At 55.5% G+C, this 19,586-nt stretch carries 17 protein-coding genes and 1 other RNA gene; 5 read left to right on the top strand and 13 right to left on the bottom strand.

Going from position 1 to position 19,586, the window contains the following annotated elements; genetic code table 11:
- Positions 1 to 38 precede the first annotated feature (38 nt).
- The 10 genes from dnaX to rpoE form a co-directional block, all read right to left on the bottom strand.
- Positions 39 to 1,805: a DNA polymerase III subunit gamma/tau gene (gene dnaX, locus MHI24_RS17025; protein ID WP_340020732.1), complete on the bottom strand. Its 1,767-nt coding sequence runs from the start codon at positions 1,803 to 1,805 to the stop codon at positions 39 to 41.
- A gap of 188 nt (positions 1,806 to 1,993) precedes the next feature.
- Positions 1,994 to 2,262: signal recognition particle sRNA large type (gene ffs, locus MHI24_RS17020), an RNA gene on the bottom strand.
- Positions 2,263 to 2,423: 161 nt separating this feature from the next.
- Entirely contained in the window at positions 2,424 to 2,621 is a 198-nt protein-coding gene (rpmE, locus tag MHI24_RS17015; RefSeq protein ID WP_340020731.1) for a 50S ribosomal protein L31, read from the bottom strand.
- A gap of 124 nt (positions 2,622 to 2,745) precedes the next feature.
- Entirely contained in the window at positions 2,746 to 4,023 is a 1,278-nt protein-coding gene (locus tag MHI24_RS17010; protein WP_340020730.1) for a radical SAM protein, read from the bottom strand.
- A gap of 25 nt (positions 4,024 to 4,048) precedes the next feature.
- Positions 4,049 to 5,407 carry a transcription termination factor Rho gene (gene rho, locus MHI24_RS17005; protein ID WP_340020729.1) on the bottom strand — a complete coding sequence of 453 codons (1,359 nt, stop codon included), beginning with the start codon at positions 5,405 to 5,407 and terminating at the stop codon, positions 4,049 to 4,051.
- Positions 5,408 to 5,550: 143 nt separating this feature from the next.
- Positions 5,551 to 6,804, bottom strand: a complete 1,254-nt coding sequence (locus MHI24_RS17000) for a UDP-N-acetylglucosamine 1-carboxyvinyltransferase (RefSeq protein WP_340020728.1) — start codon at positions 6,802 to 6,804, stop codon at positions 5,551 to 5,553.
- A gap of 194 nt (positions 6,805 to 6,998) precedes the next feature.
- Entirely contained in the window at positions 6,999 to 7,853 is an 855-nt protein-coding gene (gene fba, locus MHI24_RS16995) for a class II fructose-1,6-bisphosphate aldolase (RefSeq protein ID WP_340020726.1), read from the bottom strand.
- 207 nt (positions 7,854 to 8,060) lie between these two features.
- Entirely contained in the window at positions 8,061 to 8,447 is a 387-nt protein-coding gene (locus MHI24_RS16990; protein WP_340020724.1) for a response regulator, read from the bottom strand.
- A gap of 304 nt (positions 8,448 to 8,751) precedes the next feature.
- Positions 8,752 to 10,359, bottom strand: coding sequence for a CTP synthase (locus MHI24_RS16985; protein WP_340020723.1), 1,608 nt, complete (start codon positions 10,357 to 10,359; stop codon positions 8,752 to 8,754).
- A 302-nt stretch (positions 10,360 to 10,661) separates the two neighbouring features.
- On the bottom strand, positions 10,662 to 11,216 hold the full coding sequence (gene rpoE / locus MHI24_RS16980) for a DNA-directed RNA polymerase subunit delta (RefSeq protein WP_340020722.1): 555 nt from the start codon (positions 11,214 to 11,216) through the stop codon (positions 10,662 to 10,664).
- 431 nt (positions 11,217 to 11,647) lie between these two features.
- Between rpoE and MHI24_RS16975 the strand changes: the two genes are divergently transcribed.
- Positions 11,648 to 12,844, top strand: coding sequence for a S8 family peptidase (locus MHI24_RS16975; RefSeq protein WP_340020721.1), 1,197 nt, complete (start codon positions 11,648 to 11,650; stop codon positions 12,842 to 12,844).
- A gap of 60 nt (positions 12,845 to 12,904) precedes the next feature.
- Here MHI24_RS16975 and argS read toward each other — a convergent pair whose 3' ends face one another.
- Complete coding sequence (gene argS, locus MHI24_RS16970) at positions 12,905 to 14,590, bottom strand: arginine--tRNA ligase (RefSeq protein WP_340020720.1); 1,686 nt, start codon at positions 14,588 to 14,590, stop codon at positions 12,905 to 12,907.
- On the bottom strand, positions 14,587 to 15,030 hold the full coding sequence (locus MHI24_RS16965; RefSeq protein ID WP_340020719.1) for a DUF1934 domain-containing protein: 444 nt from the start codon (positions 15,028 to 15,030) through the stop codon (positions 14,587 to 14,589). The genes argS and MHI24_RS16965 overlap by 4 nt, the downstream gene beginning before the upstream one ends.
- 232 nt (positions 15,031 to 15,262) lie before the next feature.
- On the opposite strand from MHI24_RS16965, the gene MHI24_RS16960 reads away from it, so the two are divergent.
- The 4 genes from MHI24_RS16960 (at position 15,263) to MHI24_RS16945 (ending at position 18,906) form a co-directional block, all read left to right on the top strand.
- The gene (locus MHI24_RS16960) at positions 15,263 to 17,347 is read left to right on the top strand and encodes a PBP1A family penicillin-binding protein (protein ID WP_340020718.1); all 2,085 of its coding nucleotides are present in this window, start codon (positions 15,263 to 15,265) and stop codon (positions 17,345 to 17,347) included.
- The gene (locus MHI24_RS16955) at positions 17,314 to 17,517 is read left to right on the top strand and encodes a hypothetical protein (protein WP_340020717.1); all 204 of its coding nucleotides are present in this window, start codon (positions 17,314 to 17,316) and stop codon (positions 17,515 to 17,517) included. Before MHI24_RS16960 ends, MHI24_RS16955 begins: the two co-directional genes overlap by 34 nt.
- Positions 17,459 to 18,136, top strand: a complete 678-nt coding sequence (locus MHI24_RS16950; protein ID WP_340020716.1) for a DNA-3-methyladenine glycosylase — start codon at positions 17,459 to 17,461, stop codon at positions 18,134 to 18,136. The genes MHI24_RS16955 and MHI24_RS16950 overlap by 59 nt, the downstream gene beginning before the upstream one ends.
- Positions 18,137 to 18,426: 290 nt before the next feature.
- Positions 18,427 to 18,906 (top strand): AbrB/MazE/SpoVT family DNA-binding domain-containing protein, encoded by a 480-nt coding sequence (locus tag MHI24_RS16945; protein WP_340020715.1) that lies wholly within the window; start codon positions 18,427 to 18,429, stop codon positions 18,904 to 18,906.
- A 91-nt stretch (positions 18,907 to 18,997) separates the two neighbouring features.
- Here the strand turns inward: MHI24_RS16945 and MHI24_RS16940 are convergent, their stop codons facing one another.
- The gene (locus tag MHI24_RS16940; RefSeq protein WP_340020714.1) at positions 18,998 to 19,504 is read right to left on the bottom strand and encodes a YwhD family protein; all 507 of its coding nucleotides are present in this window, start codon (positions 19,502 to 19,504) and stop codon (positions 18,998 to 19,000) included.
- Positions 19,505 to 19,586: the final 82 nt, after the last annotated feature.

Here is a 19,586-nt window from a genome sequence, read left to right as displayed (position 1 = left end):
CTTTGGGATGCGCATTCCAGCGCGGATAGGCTTGCAGTTTATTCTTTTATGACAACAAGGTCTTCTCCAAAGAGCTGGATCGCCTCGTCAATCCATGGTTCAGACTTCGCTTCAACGGCTTCATGCTCATGCTCCAGACGCAGCTCTTCTGTGGCACCGGAGGCGGATTTGGTCGCAGCCTCGCTCCAGTCCTTCATCATCATGGTGACCAGCCGGTAAGGCTTGCCCAGCTTGGCATTCAGCACATGCTCAATGACCTGCCGATTCGCCGGCTTCTCCGTCGTATCCCGGTGAATGGTGTTCTTGAAGGCGACCAGCACTGCATCATCCATCACCGATACCGGCTCCCCGTCGACGAACCAGGCATGAACCGTAACCTTCTCTTCCTTCACACCCTGCAGCACGTGACTCCACTGCTTATACACCTCGCCGAAGTCAGAGCTGTCCTTACTCGCGATGAACTTGTCGAGTTGCGGCGGAAGCTTCGATGGCGCGGATACCCGCGGGGCGCTTGGAGGTGCAGCCGTCCTCTGCGGGGCCGCCTGCTCGCGCCCTCCGCCGACGCCGCCGGCTTGAATCGCCTGCTCCAGCTTCTTCTCCAGCGCCCCAATCTGCCGCTTGAGCTGCTCCAGCTCACCCGGCTGGGCCGCCCCCGCGGCACCCGCCGCTGCAGGCATCACCGCGTCTGCAGCCGGAATCCCCGCCGCATCTCCCGCAGTTGATCCGCTGCTGCACAGCTTCATCAGCGCCACCTCAAAGATCGTCTGCGGATGCGAGGCATACTTCATCTCACCCAGATAACGGCTCAGCGTCTCCACAATCACGAACAGCCGCTCACGGCTGTAGGCCGCAGCCATGTCACGGAAATCAGCCGGATTCAGCACCCGGTCCGTCAGCTGGTCTGCTCCGGGCACCATCTTGATCATAAGCAAGTCGCGGAAATAATACAAAAGATTCTCCAGACACTTATCCGCGCTCTTGCCTTCATGCATGAGCTGCTCTACAAGCTCCAGCAGCTGTCCCATGTCGCCTTCAAGAATCGCAGCCGCCAGCCGGGCGAACTGCTCGGAGGGAATCCCCCCGGTCATGCCCAGCACCTGCTGGTAGGTTACCTTCCCGTCAGTGAACGAAGAGATCTGGTCGAGAATGCTCAGCGCATCCCGCATCCCACCGTCTGACAGGCGGGCAATATACTGAAGGGCATCGTCATCGGCTGAGATGCCTTCCTTCCGGCAGATCTCCGTCAGGCGTCCGGTCTGCTCCTCCAGCGAGACCCGGCGGAAATCAAACCGCTGACAGCGGGATATAATCGTGGCCGGCAGCTTATGGGGCTCGGTGGTCGCCAGAATGAACATCACATGCTGCGGCGGCTCCTCCAGTGTCTTAAGCAAGGCATTGAATGCCTCTGTTGTCAGCATATGCACTTCGTCAATAATATACACTTTACGGCGGACTTCAGTAGGCGCATATTTCACCTTATCCCGAAGATCGCGGATCTCTTCTACGCCCCGGTTGGACGCCGCATCGATCTCCTGGACATCCATGATGTTGCCAGCGGTAATCCGCAGACAGGACGGGCATTCGTTACACGGCTCCGGACCGGGTCCCCGCTCACAGTTGACTGCCTTGGCCAATACCTTGGCAGCACTGGTCTTACCGGTTCCCCGCGGACCGCTGAACAGGTAGGCATGCGACACCCGCTGTTCGCGGATGGCATTCTGCAGGGTCTGGATAATATGCTGCTGCCCCACCATATCTTGAAACGACTGCGGCCGCCAGGCACGGTACAGCGCGATATGTTCCACTATGCATTACCCTCTCTCAGGCTGCCGCTTTCCGGCAGTTGTCGCTAATTTATTATACTATATTCCCCAGTGGTTAACCATGCAGAAACGGGAATACGGCAATCAGGCACAGGTCTTATTCATCATCCGAAAAAACAAAAAGCATCTTCGCTAGTGGCAAAGACGCTATCCATATCCAAGTATATAAACCGTGCACCTGTTATTGATGACTGCGATCCGAGCGGTAATCCTACAAAACTGCTCGGGCTAGGCCACCCTCCGGCACAAGAGAAAACTTGCTTATGGCTGCTTCCTTCCGGACCTGACCAGGTTCACAAGCACTCATTGCGGAGGACCCAGCCGTCAACACAGCCCATAGGTACCAAGGCCTCACATCGACAGCACCTCTAACAGGAATTCAACCTCGCTACAGCGGATTGCGAGTTACAGGGCACCGCTACCTCCCCGTCTAGCACGGCGAAGATAAGTATAGCTTACGGCCGGGCAAAAATCAACTATTCATATAGATTGGCAACGCCCTCATGCAGGAGCAACTCTCTGCCGCAGACCACAAGAAGACCCCTGCAGCACCAATCGCCGCAAGGGTCCGTCATCTTAAGCCGCAGAGCGGCAGATCCATTAAATTCCGTATTTCTTCTTGAATTTGTCAACACGGCCGCCGGCATCCAGGAACTTCTGCTTGCCGGTGTAGAACGGATGACAGCTGGAGCAAATTTCGACTTTAAGCTCCTGCTTAACCGAGCCTGTCTCAAACGTGTTGCCGCAAGAGCAGGTCACCTTCGTTACGTTGTACTTGGGTTGAATGGCTGTTTGCATCTAAAATCTCACCTCTCATGCCCTAAGCCTCATGCGGGCCTAGAGTTATATGATTACGCAAACTACATTCTAGCATGGAAGCCCGGGCACTGCAATAGATTCTGCCGCTGTCTATCCGCTAGCGCTAGATCCGTACACTGCGCTGCTTCGCGCGGGCCAGCTCAGCAGGCGGAACATGGGTGAAGGAGCCGATGACCACGCCAGGAAGCTCCTCCCGGAAAATCTCAAGCATCGTCTTCATGCCAAGAATCTCGCCTTGCGCCGGCGGAATGAGCGCCAGATAACTCTCCGGGTCAATATTCAGATTCCGCATCTGAATCAGCTTCAGATCTGTACGTCTGACGAATTCAACCATCGCCTCAATCTCTTCCTCACGGTCGGTAACCCCGGGGAAGATCAGATAGTTGATGGAAGTGTAAACGCCTTGGGATGCCGCATATTTGAGAGACTTCTCAACATTAGCCAATGTATACCCGCGCGGCTTGTAATACGCATTATAATGGTCATCCAGAGCACTGATTGTGCTGACCCGCATCAGGTCAAGGCCGGCATCGACAATCCCGCGGATATGATCGCTCAGCCCGGCATTCGTATTGATATTGATATAGCCCATATCGGTGATGGCGCGCACCTCACGGATAGACTCAATGATCAGCTTGGCCTGGGTGGAAGGCTCCCCTTCACAGCCTTGTCCGAAGCTGACGATCGACTGGGGCGTCTTCAGGTGCTCCAGCATAACTTGGGAGATTTCACTCACCGTAGGACGGAAGTTCATCCGCGTCTGCGGGGATACAAATCCGCTGTCATCCGGCTGTTCCGAGATGCAGCCGAAGCATCCGGCATTACAGGAATAGGAGACAGGAACCGCTCCCTCCCACCGGCCCAGGAAGGTATTCGATGAAGTCAGGCATTCATAGCCCAGCGCACAGTTGGATAAATGGCCGTACAGACGGTTCTCGGGATATTTGGCCGTCAGGTCACCCACACCGGCCTTCACTAGCTCCCGGTCGCAATTCAGAGGATTCCACTGCTCCGGATCATCAGTCAGATCAGCCGCCACATAGAACCGGCCATCCTTCCACACCACTGCGGAATAACCGAAGAGCGGAAGCTTATACGACTTGTCTGTCTTGACATAACCCGGAAGACACAGACGGGTATATCCCTGCGGCAGCAGCGCCCCGACCGCCTGGGAGCCTTCCGGCAGCGGCAGCATCTCGCCTGTCTCAGGATTCATCCCCACCGCCCACGTACAGGGAAGTCCCACCAGAGTGGCCCCTTCAGGCAGCGGAATCAGCTCTTCCTCCAGCATCTCGACAATCATATCGCCGCTGCGGGCAAGAGCATACAGCTCGGGATGATCATATACGTTTCCTTGCTCGTCAGCATATACCAGATACATGTTATTCTCCTCTTGTTCTCATTCCTTAGGTTGTAGGCACAGTCGGTGCCTTAGGCCGGGTAGTACGGCGGGCAGATGCCCCGCTGTTCGACGTTCCGCCCTTGCTGGCCGTGCCGCTTGCCGATTGGGATTCCTTGTTGCCGGCTACATCAAAGGAAGCCAGGAACTCAGCATTCGTCTTACTGTCACGCAGCTTCTTGAGGAAGCCTTCTACGAAGTCATACGATTCGTTCATATTCTTGCGGATCGACCAGATGGTATCCAGCTCTTCCTTGGACAGCAGCACTTCTTCACGGCGTGTACCCGAACGGCGGATATCGATCGCAGGGAAGATCCGGCGTTCCGCCAGCTTGCGGTCCAGATGCAGCTCCATGTTCCCTGTTCCTTTGAATTCTTCATAGATAATATCATCCATACGCGACCCGGTATCCACCAGCGCGGTGGCCAGAATCGTCAGGCTGCCGCCTTCCTCCACGTTACGCGCGGAACCGAAGAAGCGCTTCGGCCGGTGGAAGGCCGCAGGGTCAATCCCCCCGCTGAGCGTCCGTCCGGACGGCGGAACCACTAGATTATAGGCCCGGGCGAGACGGGTGATGCTGTCCAGCAGAATGACGACATCCTTCTTGTGCTCTACCAGACGCAGCGCGCGCTGCAGCACAAGCTCAGCCACCTTGATATGATTCTCCGGCAGCTCATCGAACGTTGAAGCCACGACCTCACCTTTGACTGAACGCTGCATATCCGTCACTTCCTCCGGACGTTCATCGATCAGCAGAACAAACAGTGCAATCTCAGGATTGTTGGTGGAGATGCTGTTGGCAATTTCTTTCAGGAGGAGCGTCTTGCCCGCTTTGGGAGGTGCTACAATCAAACCGCGCTGCCCCAGGCCTACCGGAGCAAGCAAGTCCATGATACGGGTAGATAGATGGGTTGGGGATGTCTCAAGCGGCAGCTTGTCTTGCGGATACAGTGGTGTCAGCGCTGGAAAATGCAGCCGTTCCGCTGCGCTTGCCGGATTCTCGCCGTTGACGGCATTGACCTGCAGGAGTCCGAAGTAGCGTTCATTCTCTTTGGGCGTCCGGCATTTCCCGGAGACCAGGTCACCGCTTCTAAGGTCGAACTTGCGGATCTGCGAAGCAGAGATATAGATATCCTCGGCACTCGGCAGATAGTTAATCGGTCTGAGGAAGCCGTAGCCCTCCGGCAGAATCTCAAGCACGCCTTCCATGAACATCAGGCCGCTCTGTTCGGCCTGCGCGCGGAGAATCGCGAAGATCAGCTCCCGCTTCTTAAGCGTCCCGTAGTAAGGAATCTGGTATTTCTTAGCCAGCTTATACAGATCGGTCAGCTTCATTTCTTCCAGATCGGAAATTTGAAGATCCATGTAATAACCACCTATTCAATTTTGTATGATGAGTTCTAAACTATGAGTCTATGAAAATGCTTATTAGGATAGGATTACCCGAATTGGAAGGAGATATGCAGATAAACAGCAAAATATACACGTTCCATATCCGGGTATCCTCATTATTCGTGCTCGCGCCAGACTTCGGCTCCCAAATTGCGCAGATTGCTTACGAGGTTGTCATATCCGCGGTCGATGAATTCCACGCCCGTTACTTCAGTAATGCCTTCCTCAACGGTAAGCCCGGCGATTACCAGCGCTGCTCCTGCCCGGAGATCGGCAGCCTTGACCTTGGCCGCATTCAGCTTGCCGCCTTCAATAATCGCCGAACGTCCTTCCACCCGGATCTTGGCGCCCATACGGACCAGCTCAGGCACATGCTTGAACCGGTTGCTGTATACGAAATCGCTCAGGACGCTGACTCCCTCAGCCTGGGTAAGGATGCTGGTCATCGGCGATTGCAGGTCCGTGGCGAAGCCGGGATATATCAATGCCTTGACATCAACATGCTCGTAAGAGGGTCTGCCGATCACCCTGATGCTCTCATCCAGTTCTTCTATGTCTACTCCCATCTCCAGCAGCTTGGCGGTCAGCGCCTCCAGATGCTTGGGAATCACGTTATCAATCAGCACATTGCCCCGCGTTGCTGCAGCGGCAATCATGTATGTTCCGGCTTGAATGCGGTCAGGAATGATGGAATGGCGGCAGCCGTGCATCTCATTTACGCCTTCGATCCGGATGGTTTCAGTGCCGGCGCCTTTAATCACAGCGCCCATGGAGTTGAGCAGGGTAGCTACATCTATAATCTCAGGCTCTTTAGCCGCATTTTCGATAATTGTAGAGCCTTTGGCACGGGAAGCCGCGAGCATGATATTAATGGTGGCGCCCACACTGGATACGTCCAGGTAGATCTTGGCGCCGCGCAGTTCTTTGGCATACAGGTGAATGGAGCCGTGGTCATTGGTAACCGTTGCACCAAGCGCTTCAAAGCCTTTGATATGCTGGTCAATCGGACGGGGCTCGAAATTGCAGCCGCCGGGCAGGCCAATGGTCGCTTCCTTGAAACGGCCCAGCAGGGCGCCCATCATATAGTAAGAGGCCCGGAGTTTCTTAACCGGTCCGTTCGGCATGGGAATGGAGACGATGCGGGAGGGATCAATTCTCATCTGGCTGCCTGTCCACGACACATTTGCGCCCAGCTCCTCCAGAATCTCGGAGTACACGGCAACATCGCTAAGCGCAGGCAGATTATCCAGCACCACTTCAGACTCCGCCAGAATTGCCGCAGGAATGAGCGCAATGGCGCTATTCTTGGCCCCGCTGATGGTTACAACACCCTCTAGTGGACGTCCGCCGCCTATCATTAACTTTTCCATAAATTTATCAGGTTCCCCCTACGTGTATTGCATCTTGTTGCGGCAATACCAGTTGTGGCTTGTGAGACATACGGTAATGGTGATTGGTGATTAGAAGAAGAAACGGCTGCGCCGCCCTTAGCTTAGGACGGCGACCGTTTCTGAGGAAAACGAATGGCTTGTGTGGAAAAACGGGTTATGCGGCAGGTTAATAATTAGGCTTTGTTGCTGGAGCCGAACTCACGGATTTTGCCGATAACGGTCTGCTTGATCGCTTCGCGGCCCGGTGCGATGAATGTACGCGGGTCGTAAGCATCAGGCTTAGCAGCAAGCACTTCACGGACAACCTTAGCGAATGCAATCTGGTTCTCAGTGTTCACGTTGATCTTGGAAGTTCCCAGGGAGATGGACTTCTGGATATCATGCAATGGAATACCAGTACCGCCGTGCAGCACGAGCGGAAGCTTAACTGCATTGCAGATCTCTTCCATTTCCTTGAATCCCAGGTTAGGCTCGCCATGGTAAGGGCCGTGTACGGAGCCAAGTGCAGGAGCCAGGGTGTCAATGCCGGTCTCTTTAACGATGCGTACGCATTCGTTAAGGTCAGCATACTGAATGCCGCCGATAACGTCATCTTCCTGTCCGCCTACAGTACCTACCTCTGCTTCTACAGATACGCCTTTGGCGTGAGCATATTCAACGACTTTCTTAGTCATTTCAATGTTCTCGTCGATTGGATGGTGGGAGCCGTCGATCATAACGGAAGTGAATCCGGCATCGATAGCTTCTTTACATTTGTCAAAGCTGGAACCGTGGTCCAGGTGAATCGCTACAGGAACGGTGATCTTCATGTCCTGAATCAGACCTTCAACCATCTTCACTACCGTATTGAATCCGCCCATGTGACGGGCTGCGCCTTCGGATACACCAAGGATTACCGGTGACTTCTCTTCTTCTGCTGCACCAAGAATCGCTTGAGTCCACTCCAGGTTATTGATGTTGAACTGGCCAACCGCATATTTTCCTTCAAGTGCTTTGGATAACATGTCTGTCATAGATACTAATGGCATGGTTTCAATCCTCCTAAAATATTGGGCTGCTTATATAAGCCGACATCACATACAGGCCTATTATAGCACATCCTGTATTAAATACTAAATAGGATACACAAAAAAATGTCCCGGTGGGACGATATTTAGCCAACCCTTTATCTGCGGATCATTTTCCTATTTTAGCGTATCCATAACAAGACATTCCCAAACTCCGAACTTCTGAAGCTAGCTGCATTGGTCTACCGATTTGTTGTGCAGGTGCATATTGACGGCGACACGCATCTCATCGATATCAAACGGCTTGGTGAAGTGCATCAGGGCGCCCAGCTTGGTGGCTTCCTTGATCATGTCGAGTTCCCCGTAGGCGGTCATCATAATGACCTTGATTGACGGATTCAGCTCCTTCAGATGCTTAAGGATCTCCAGCCCGTCCATTCCAGGAATCTTCATGTCCAGAAGAACCATATCCGGCGACTCGGTCCTGACGATGTCCAGCGCCATTTTTCCGTTAGCTGCCTGAAAGGTGGCATAACCTTCACTATTGAATACTTCCATGAGAAGAATCCGGATTCCATTCTGATCGTCGACGATTAATACTTTCTTCTTTTCCATACGATACCCTCCCAGAGTTTAAGGCAGATTGTCCATACCGCGCCCTCTCAACAGCTAACGGCCCCGCTTCAACTTAATTCTATACGAAACCTATTATTCGTGCTTTGCAGCCAAAATCCTGCTAATTGGCTAAAATGCGTAAATCTATGCCATATAAAGGGGGGATATCTGTGAAAAAGCGGGAGTACAGTCCCCTTGCAATCCGGAAGGAGTTGTGCAGGGCTATCCTTTAAAAAAGAAGCCTCCCTAAGGAGGCTCCCGCAGGCCGGGCCGGCCTGTTCATTTTACCTATTGGCCCAATACCTTACATTTGCTCGGAATGTGTCAGCGAAGCTGCGACAAATTCACGGAACAGCGGCTGCGGACGGTTCGGGCGCGACGTGAATTCCGGGTGGAATTGCACGGACAGGAACCACGGATGACCCGGCAGCTCGACAATCTCCACCAGACGTCCGTCCGGGGAGGTTCCGGAAATGACCAGACCGGCTTTTTCAATCTCATCGCGGTATGCGTTATTGAACTCGTACCGGTGGCGGTGGCGCTCGTACACCAGTTCATCGTCATAGCAGGACATCGCCAGGGAATCCGGCAGCAGCTTGCAAGGGTACAGCCCCAGACGCATCGTGCCGCCCATATCTTCAATATCCTTCTGCTCCGGCAGGAGGTCAATCAGCGGATGCGGGGTCGCAGGATCGATCTCGGAGCTGTTCGCCCCTGCCAGTCCCAGCATGGAACGGCCGTACTCAATGACGGACACCTGCATTCCCAGGCAAATGCCGAAGAACGGAATCAGCTTCTCACGCGCATAACGGATCGCCGAGATCTTGCCCTCAATGCCCCGGTCGCCGAAGCCGCCTGGAACGAGAATACCGCCGATGCCGCCCAGCAGCTCGTCCACATTCTCATCGGTTACCAGTTCGGCATCCACCCAGCGGATCTTCACTTCGGCATTGGAAGCAAATCCGGCATGGGACAGGGACTCTACTACACTGAGGTAGGCATCATGCAGGGCCACATATTTACCTACGATGGCAATCTCAACGGTACGCTCCAGCTTCTGAATCCGCTCCAGCATGCTCTCCCATTCCCGCATATCCGGTGCAGGCGTGGTCAGCTTCAGATGATTGACAACAATCTCGTCCAGTCCTTCATCGCGCAGATTGAGCGGAACCTCATACAGGGTCGAGGCGTCGCGGCATTCCACCACTGCACTCGCATCAATATCACAGAACAGGGCCAGCTTGGCCTTCATATCATCGGTCAGGGGATATTCGGTACGGCACACAATGACATTCGGCTGAATCCCGATGCTGCGCAGCTCCTTGACGCTATGCTGGGTCGGCTTGGTCTTCACTTCACCCGCTGCCTTGATATAAGGAATCAGGGTTACGTGAATGTACATGACATTCTCCCGGCCGATGTCACTCTTGATCTGACGGATTGCTTCCATAAAAGGCAGACTCTCGATATCGCCCACCGTGCCGCCGATTTCAGTGATGACCACATCGGAGCCGGTCTCACGGCCTGCGCGGAAGACACGTTCCTTAATTTCGTTCGTAATATGCGGGATGACCTGCACGGTTCCGCCCAGATATTCCCCCCGGCGCTCTTTGCTGATGACGGAGGAATAAATCTTGCCTGTCGTCACGTTGCTGTTCTTGGACAGATTGATGTCAATAAACCGTTCATAATGCCCAAGGTCAAGGTCAGTCTCCGCACCGTCATCGGTCACAAATACTTCCCCGTGCTGATACGGGCTCATCGTTCCCGGGTCCACGTTAATGTAAGGATCGAATTTCTGGATCGTTACCTTCAGACCTCTGTTCTTGAGCAGTCTGCCCAGCGAGGCAGCGGTAATGCCTTTGCCCAGGGAGGACACGACGCCACCCGTTACGAAAATATACTTTGTCACTGTAAAAACCCTCCTAAATAAAGTCCAGAAATTCAGGGGACGCTTGTTGCTTATCGTAACCCTTTTTTCCATCATCCAACCGGGGAACCCAAAGAAAGATCAGGAACCTTGAATGCGCGAAAAACCGCGGAATTCTTCCTTACTTCTCCTCTAAAAAAACAAAAAAGTGACACCCGTAGAGCCGGGGCACTTTTTATTTTGGAAAACAATATTAACTTTCATTATAAGCCCATGCAATAGTGTACTCTGACGGTCCTGCCGCTGTCAAGGGTGGAATTTGTACCCCCGGCCAAGACTACGGATTAGTAATTATCGTCTTCATCCTCGCCGTCAGCCTCTTCTTCGTCCAGGTCATCCGACTCTTCTTCGTCTTCGTCAATGTCGTCTTCATCAATGACCACATCTTCGTCAACTTCCTCTTCGCTGTCGTCATCGGAATAGAGGTCGTCGCGGTCTTCGTCAATCGCATCGAAGTCCTCTTCCTCTGCAGCGTAGTTATCTTCTTCCTCGGTGAAGTCATCATCTTCCAGATCGTCGTCCTCATCGTTGATGATGCGCACACGCTTGGTGTTGCCGACAGGATCATCGGAGCGTTCCAGCGGGTACCAGCGCTTCAGGCCCCACAGGTTGGTTCCGACACAGGCAAAACGCCCGTCGATATTAATCTCGGTATATAGCTGGGCAATCGTATCTTCGCTCTCTTGGTCGGTCATTCCGCGCAGCTTGGCTACCTCAACCATCAGATCACGGTAATAGTAAGGCGTATTGGCTGCCTTAAGCACCAGAAAAGCCAGGTCCACCATCGGCATTTCTTTGACTTTCTCAGGGTCCAGCTTCAAATTGAGTGGCGTACTCACTAAAGGACACTTCCTCTCACACATTCTTCACCATTCATTATATCTTCATTCATGATATCCATTAACAAACCTAAGTAAAACCTATTTGCGGTTAAATTGCAAGTCTATTACTCATGACTACAGGGAGGAGCGCCTGTAACTTCCGCCCGGCAGAGGCTTGTCCTCTCCGGAAAGGCTCTAATCATGAGTGAAGGTGGTAAAAAGGCGGAGGGAAACCCTCCGCGCATGACTGTATCCACGCCAAGGAATCGGCTCCTTACGGGATGTTGCAAAGGGAGCTTTACGGTTCCCTCTGTTTATTTTATGTAAACGCAGGCCTTTTGACACGATGGGCAGCCTATTTCCTCAAAAAAGGGCAAGTTCCCATTCGGCCCCCCTCCCCTTGTCATACTATATGTCAGCACGGCACCGAGGAGGGGACGGCGTTACTTATGGATTATTACGGATTTTGGCAGATGCTGCTTGAAGAAATGAAGGCTGCCCCCACTAGTGCACAGCGGCAGATTGTGACCTTCAACGATCCCCGGAATTATGCCGGAGCGCTGGCGCAATGGAAATCCCTGAAGGCCAAGAAGCCCGGGCTGCGGCAGGTTCGGGTGTCTACGCTGATCCGGGCTTTTGTCATGCCCGCCGCCGGAGCCCAGCGGCTGATGGACCGTTATGCCGATTCCCTGTGTATAGAAGAAGATTCCCGGATCAGAGTGCATTCGATGGCTGAGGACAAAGGCGGTTCCTCCCTGATGCCCTGGGGGATCAAGGCCATCCGGGCCCCGCAGGCCTGGTCGCGGTCGACCGGCGTCCATGTGAAGATCGGCGTCATTGATACGGGTGTCGATTTCCGCCATCCCGATCTGAAGCATTCCCTGGCCTCCGGCGTCAATCTGCTGAACCGCGGCATGATGCCGCTGGATGACAACGGCCACGGCACGCATATAGCCGGAACGCTGGCGGCGGCCGGAGGCGCGCGGAACATGATGGGCGTCGCCCCCCGGGCACTGCTGTATCCGGTGAAGGCATTCGACCACAACGGCTCCGCCTATGTGTCCGACATTGTTCTCGGGATCGATTGGTGCGTCCAGAACAAAATCGATCTCATCAATATGAGCTTCGGGATGAGAAACCGGAGCAAGGCACTGCACGATGTGGTGATCAAGGCCTACCGGGCCGGGATCGCCATCATCGCCTCCTCCGGCAACGACGGCAAGCGCGGCGGGGATTACCCAGCCCGCTATCCGGAGACTATTGCCGTAGGGGCCCTGGACAGAAGGCAGCGCGTCGCCGCCTTCAGCAACCGCGGACCGTATATCGATGTCTACGGTCCGGGCGAGAACATCCCCTCCTGCTGGCTGCGGGAGGGGTACAAGGAAATGAGCGGCACCTCTATGGCGACCTCGCATGTCACCGGTGCCGCGGCTCTGCTGCTCGCGCTGAGGCCCGGCCTCACGCCGCGCGAGCTGAAGCTGCTCTTGCGCCGCACCTCCATGCCGGTGCGGCTGCGCAAGGGCCAGCGCCGCGCTGCGCTGGGCGGCGGGGCTGCCGATGCGCTGCGGCTGCTGCGCGCAGGCATCCGGGCCCGGCGCCGCACCAGCGGCAGCGGCGCCAAGGCCGTGGCCGCCGCGAAGGCATAGGCGGCGGGAGACAGAAATGCCGCCCCTGGGGTACAGGGGCGGCGCTGTATACATATGAAGCTACATCCGGTCCGGTGCAGTCACACCGACCAGCCGCAGAACATTGGCAATAGCTGTCCGCGTGGCGCCCAGCAGAGCCAGGCGGGCCAAGGTCTGCTCCGCATCCTCTGTGATGACACGCTCAGCCTTGTAGTAGCTGTGGAACAGCGAAGCCAGATCGTACACATAACGGATCAGGCGGTGCGGCGCATAGCCCTCGGCGGCCACCGTAATCTCAGCGGGAAGCTCGCCGATCTTGCGGAGCAGGTCGTATTCATGGGCAGCCGTCAGCTTGCTGTAATCCAGCTGGTCCGCAGCCGGCAGCACAATGCCCTGCTCCTCCGCCTGGCGGAAGATGCTGCAGATCCGTGCATGGGCGTACTGGACATAGAAGACCGGATTGTCGTTGGAGGTAGAAATCGCCAGATCCATGTCGAAATCCAGATGCGAATCCATGCTGCGCATCGTGAAGAAGTAACGGATGGCATCGAGGCCGACCTCCTCCATCAGATCCTCCATCGTCACGGCCTTGCCGGTACGCTTCGACATCTTGACCTTCTCGCCGTTCTGGAACAGGCTGACCATCTGGGCAATCAGCACCACCAGCTTGTCGGGATCATTGCCCAGCGCCGCCATGGCTGCCTTCATCCGCGGAATATAACCGTGATGGTCCGCTCCCCAGATGTTGATCATCGTATCGTAGCCCCGTCCGTATTTGTCGCTATGGTATGCGATGTCCGGAGTGAGGTAAGTGTACGTACCGTCATTCTTGATCAGGACACGGTCCTTGTCGTCACCGTATTTGGTGGTCGCAAGCCACGTAGCCCCTTCCTTCTCATAGACCTCTCCGCGTTCACGCAGCTCGTCCAGTGAGCGCAGCACCTCGCCGTTCTCATAGAGGGAGGTCTCACTGAACCAGATATCGAAGTTCACCCGGAAGCGGCTGAGGTCGCGCTTGATCTTATCCAGCTCCTTGGCCAGGCCATAGGTGCGGAAGAAGGCTGCCCGGTCGCCCGGTGTCATCGACAGCAGGGAATCGCCCTTCTCGGCGACCAGCTCCTTCGCGAAGCCCTTGATATCCTCGCCGTGGTAGCCATCCTCCGGCATCTCGGCGGGCTGGCCCAGCTCCTGCAGGTAGCGGGCTTCAATCGACAGGCAGAGATTGGAGATCTGGTTCCCGGCATCATTAATATAGTATTCCCGGGTGACCTGGTATCCGGCATAGTCCAGCAGGTTGCACAGCGCATCGCCGACAGCCGCTCCGCGGGCATGGCCCAGATGCAGGCTGCCGGTAGGGTTGGCGCTGACGAATTCCACCTCAACCTTCTTGCCCTGGCCGATATCTACCCGTCCGTAGTCCCCGCCCTGTTCGGCGACAAGCGCGATCACGGGATACAGATAGCTTTTGGACAGAGTAAAGTTAATGAAGCCCGGTCCGGCGATCTCCGCCTTCTCAATAGAAGCCCGGCTGGTATCCAGATGCTCAACAATCGCTTCGGCGATCTGCCGCGGGTTGCGCTTGGCAATACGGGTCAGCTGCATAGCAGCATTCGTCGCTATATCTCCATGCGCCTTGTCCTTGGGCACCTCCAGAATAATGGCAGGCAGCTCCTCGCGCGCGACCAGACCGGCCGCTACCACGGCGTCGGCGATGGCCTCCTTCACCCGTTCATGGGCAAGCTGGAGCGGATTCAAACGTTGTGTCATGATTGTGGTTCCTCCTGTATCTTCAAACTGATGGCGAACTGTCCAGATAATTCCCCGTATACGTAGAGATCATATTCCCAGGAAGCGTCAAGCGATCTTCCGCTGCGCCGGATGTCTAAGGTCTTGGTGTCGGTGGTGAGATTGAATTGGGTATACGGTGAGCGGTAGAACCCCGGCAGCTGTTGTCCCGGCTGAAATGACTGCTCCGACTCGACCGCGCCATGGCGGATCAGCTTCAGTCCGTCCCCGGTAATCTTCAGTGTGTTGCGGACAGCAGCCTCTCTCCCGTCAGGACCTGGCTGCAGCTCCCCGTAACGGATATACAGCGACTGCCCTTTGGCAAAAGCTTCCCCGGCGGCATGAACGACACTGCGCTCCGTACCCTGCACACTCACCAGCGTTACAGAAACGCCGTATTTACCTTGCTGCGCTTCAGTCATCACATGTTCCTCGCTTATATCTGCCTGTATGCATAAAGTTCATATTCGCTTTCCCATTGTACACTATATCGAGAATTTTACCATATCGGGTTAACGGGCAGCAAAATTACAGGGGGGAGGTTCGCGCCCATGAATATCTCCCCCCTTCCTTTCCCATAATGAGGAATACAAGCCATCAGCGGCCTTGCTATGCCAGCTGTGTCTTCGCTTGAATAAGAAGGAGCCTGATGCCATGACGCGCGATTCTGCCGTACCCCAAGTCCCAAGACGCCGCTTCCGCCTGTTTCTCCGGCTGCTGGGTGTCTCTGCCCTCCTGTTCGTGCTGGGGGCCGGGGCGCTGCTGGGATATTTATATCACAAACCGCTGCCCCCGCTCGGGGATGATGTCCGTTCCAGGCTGTTCGACGCCAGAGGCAACGTGATGACCACCTTCACCACAGACGGACGCAGCCGCGAGCCTGTGAAGCTTAACCAGATTTCCCCTCTGCTCATCAAGGCCACACTGGCAGTAGAGGACCGGAAATTCTATCATCATATCGGCTTTGACCTGAAGGGGATGGGCAGAGCAGTCCTCGCGAATCTGGAGGCGGGCAAGCGCTCCCAGGGGGCAAGCACCCTCACCCAGCAGCTGGCGCGGAATCTGTACCTGTCCCATGAGAAGACCTGGACCCGCAAGGGCAAGGAAGCGCTGTATACCCTTCAGCTTGAGATGAAATATACCAAAGACGAAATTCTGAATATGTATCTGAACGAAATCTATTATGGCCACGGTGCGTACGGGATAGAAGCGGCGGCCCGGATGTATTTCGGCAAGTCTGCCGCAGAGCTTGATCTGGCGGAGAGCGCTCTGCTGGCCGGAATTCCCAAAGGCCCGACCTACTACTCCCCCTATAACCATCTGGATAGCGCCAGGAAGCGCCAGGGGATTATTCTGAGCGCGATGGCCGAGGTAGGGGATATTACGGAGGCCCAGGCCCGGGAGGCTGCCGGTGAGAAGCTAAGGCTTAATCCGCAGGGGCAAAAGGATACGACCGTGGCTGCGCCGTACTTCCGCGATTATGTGCGCACGCTTGTGATGGACAAGCTGAAGCTCAGCAGCGACGAGCTGGACCTCGGCGGGCTGAATGTGTACACCACGCTTGACCCGGATATGCAGCAGGCTGCGGAAGCGGCGGTGGATCAGGGCATGGACCCGGCCAGTGAGCTGGAGACCGCGCTGGTCTCCATAGATCCGCGTACCGGCTATCTGAAGGCTATGGTCGGCGGGACCAATTACCGTTCCAGCCCGTTCAACCATGTCCTGGCCAGTACCCGCCAGCCCGGCTCTTCGTTCAAGCCGGTCATGTATCTGACGGCCCTGGCCTCCAAGGAGATGACGGGCTTGTCCGTCTTCAACAGCCAGCCGACCCTGTTCCACTACGACAACAACCGCAAAACCTATCAGCCCCGGAACTTCGGCGACAAGTATCTCGGGGAGATTAATATGCAGCAGGCGATCGCCGCCTCCGACAATATTTATGCCGTGAACACGATCATGAAGATCGGCGCGGACAAGGTGGCTGCGATGGCTGCTTCCCTGGGGATCAAGAGCCCGCTGCACAGCGTGCCCTCGCTGGCGCTCGGCACCTCGCCGGTCAGCCCGCTGGAGATGGCCTCCGCCTTCGCGGTGATTGCGAATGGCGGAGTGAAGCAGCCGGTAACGGCCATCCTGAAGATCACCGATAACGCCGGGAACCTTCTATATGAAGCCCCTCAGCCACAGGGGGAATCCGTGGTTGACCCGGCGGCCGCTTATGTGCTGACCCGGCTGATGGAAGGGGTGTTCGAGAGCGGGGGGACAGGCAACCGGGTCGCCGCGATGATCAAGCGCCCGGTCGCCGGCAAGACAGGCACGACCGACACTGACGGCTGGATGGTCGGCTTCACCCCGGAGCTCTCCACCGCCGTATGGGTGGGGTATGATAAGGGCCGGGAGATTGCTACCGCTGACGGAAGGCGGGCAGCGCCGATCTTCGCGCAGTTCACGGAACAGGCGCTGGAGAATGTGCCGCCGAAGATTTTCCCGATTCCGCCTGGTGTGGTCAACGTCTATGTGAATCCGCAGTCCGGCCTGCTCGCTACCGCCGACTGCCCTGAGAAGAAGCTTGAAGCCTTCATCAGCGGCACAGAGCCGACAGAATACTGCAGCCTGCACGGTGAAGGGGAGACGGGCTCTCCTGCCGAAGGCAAGGGCGGGGGCGGCCTTTCCGATAAAGCAGACCCTGAGAAGGAAGACCGTTCGCTATGGAACAGCATCAAGCGCTGGTGGATGAACTGACCGGGCCGGGTTGCCGCTTCCAGGCAGCTTGCGTTAGGATGGAAGGAACAACAATCCGGCGCAGGCGCATCCAGCGTCTGACTCTGCCGCAGGAAGGTGTCCACTCCATTCATGAAGCCCAATTCATCCGGCAGCCGGGAGGCGGGTGCCGGGACGCTTTTGCCGCCTGAAATCTATGCGCTGCCTGCCCTGGAAGCTGCGCCCCGCCTTCTGGGCCAGCACCTCGTCCGCCGCACGGAGGACGGGGAGATCCGCTGCCGCATTGTCGAGACGGAGAGCTACGGCGGCGCCGAGGACAAGGGCAGCCATGCCTACGGCGGACGTCGCACCCTTCGGACAGAAGCGATGTTCAGCAGCGGAGGGGCAGTCTATGTCTACCTGATCTACGGAATGTACCATTGCGTGAATGTCGTAACCGCCGCAGAAGACGAGCCTCATGCCGTCCTCATCCGGGCCGTAGAACCGCTAACCGCCCGCGATGCCGAGCTAATGGCCCGCTACAGGGGCATAGCGGTCAGGAAGCCCGCTGATCTGTCCGGGGGACCGGGCAAGCTGTGCAGGGCGCTGCGGATCGATAAAAGTCTGAACCTGTCGAGGTTCGACCTTAAGGAAGGCGCAATGTGGATCGAACAGGGGGAGCCTGCCGAATCCCTGAGCATTGTACAGGCTCCGCGCATCAATATTCCCTATGCCGAAGACTATGCGGACCGTCCCTGGCGCTTCTATCTCCAGGGTAATCCTTATGTATCAGTCATTGACCCTCAGGCCCGGCCGTTCGCTCCGGACTGAATTGCCCAACCGCTGTTTCGGCAGGGTTTGTATCGGGGTATATAGAATTGAACCCTAATCAGCCTCTCCCTTGGAACTTTCCACAGGGAGAGGCTGTTTCTGTTTCTGTCGTACCAGGGCAGGTTTATTCGTCAAAATATTTTCTTTCGCCATAAAATGATAAACATTCCTATAAAATTACAATATTTCCCCCTGTTTGAACGCGCTTTCCCCGTTCTCTAAACTTACAATAACTGTTATAATCATATATATCTACAAAAAATATAAATAAGTAAATGAGGGAACATGGGATGAAAGATACAGGTATGATCCGGAGTCTAGACAGTCTTGGAAGAATTGTAGTTCCCGTAGAAATCCGCATGACGCGCAATATTGACATTGGGGACCCGATCGAATTTTTTATTCTGGATGACGATATTATCGTCCTCCGCAAGTACACCTCGACAGAATGCACCTTTTGCAGAAGCCTTGATCATGTAACGTACTACAAGGATCAGTTTATTTGTAATTCCTGCCTGAAGGAGCTGAGTGATCCGGCGCGCGGATCAGAAGAACCGGTCATCGCCTCCCCGGTCTCAGCGGAGCCTCAGGGTCCTCCCCGCGGACGGAGAACCAAGACGGAGGAGATGAGTCAACGTCTCCAGCAAGCCATGGAAGATCATCCCTACGCCAATCAGAAGCAGCTTGCCGAGGTCCTTGGCATCAGCCAGGCCAGGGTCAGCCAGCTCAAGCGCAAGCTGGGGGCTTCCGGACGATCGGCTCCCCAGTAACCTTATTCATCCCAACCCAGAACCTGCATAAGGCTTGGCTCTCCATCACAGAGGGCCAAGCCTTCATTTATGTGCGCCTGCGCACCTTCTTCTATTCTGACAATGCGGCCTTCAGTTCTTCGGGCGAGGCGGCCCACCACTCTTCATTATGAGCGATCAGCAGTGACTTCAGCGCTGCCCGCTCCGTACTCCCGAGTCCCTCCAGGATCACCTTCCGCTTCAGGGCGGCATCCAGCTTATTCACATGATCGGCAAGAATCTTCCAGCCGCGGCGGGCCTCCGTATCAATCCACATCTCGCAGGCGGTGATTCCCCCGTAATGCTGTCCCTCCGGTGTACGGTCTACAGCCACCCATACGACCCAGACCTGTCTTCCCTCCGGCACATCCTCACGGTTCGTGGAGAATTTGATTCCCTTCTCCACCTTACTCTTGGCGTGCATGGCACCGATATCGATAACGGCCTCCCCCCGGTCAATGATGACGGGCGATACATTGTTCAGATCAATAGAGCCTGCGCCGAACCCTTTATGCTTCGCTTTGGCATTTACAATATTCAGGGCAATCTGCTTCTTGCCTCCTGGTTGTACGTTATCCACAGTAGCACTCCTCTCCATTCACTAATTATTTAATTTTAGCTAATAATGCGGCGATTGCAAACATATACATCCCGTAGATGCT

The sequence above is a fragment of the Paenibacillus sp. FSL K6-1096 genome, assembly GCF_037977055.1.
Classification (GTDB): Bacteria; Bacillota; Bacilli; order Paenibacillales; family Paenibacillaceae; genus Paenibacillus_AQ.
The sequence above is the reverse complement of the archived record's forward strand: the minus strand, read 5'-3'. Positions and strand labels throughout refer to the sequence as shown.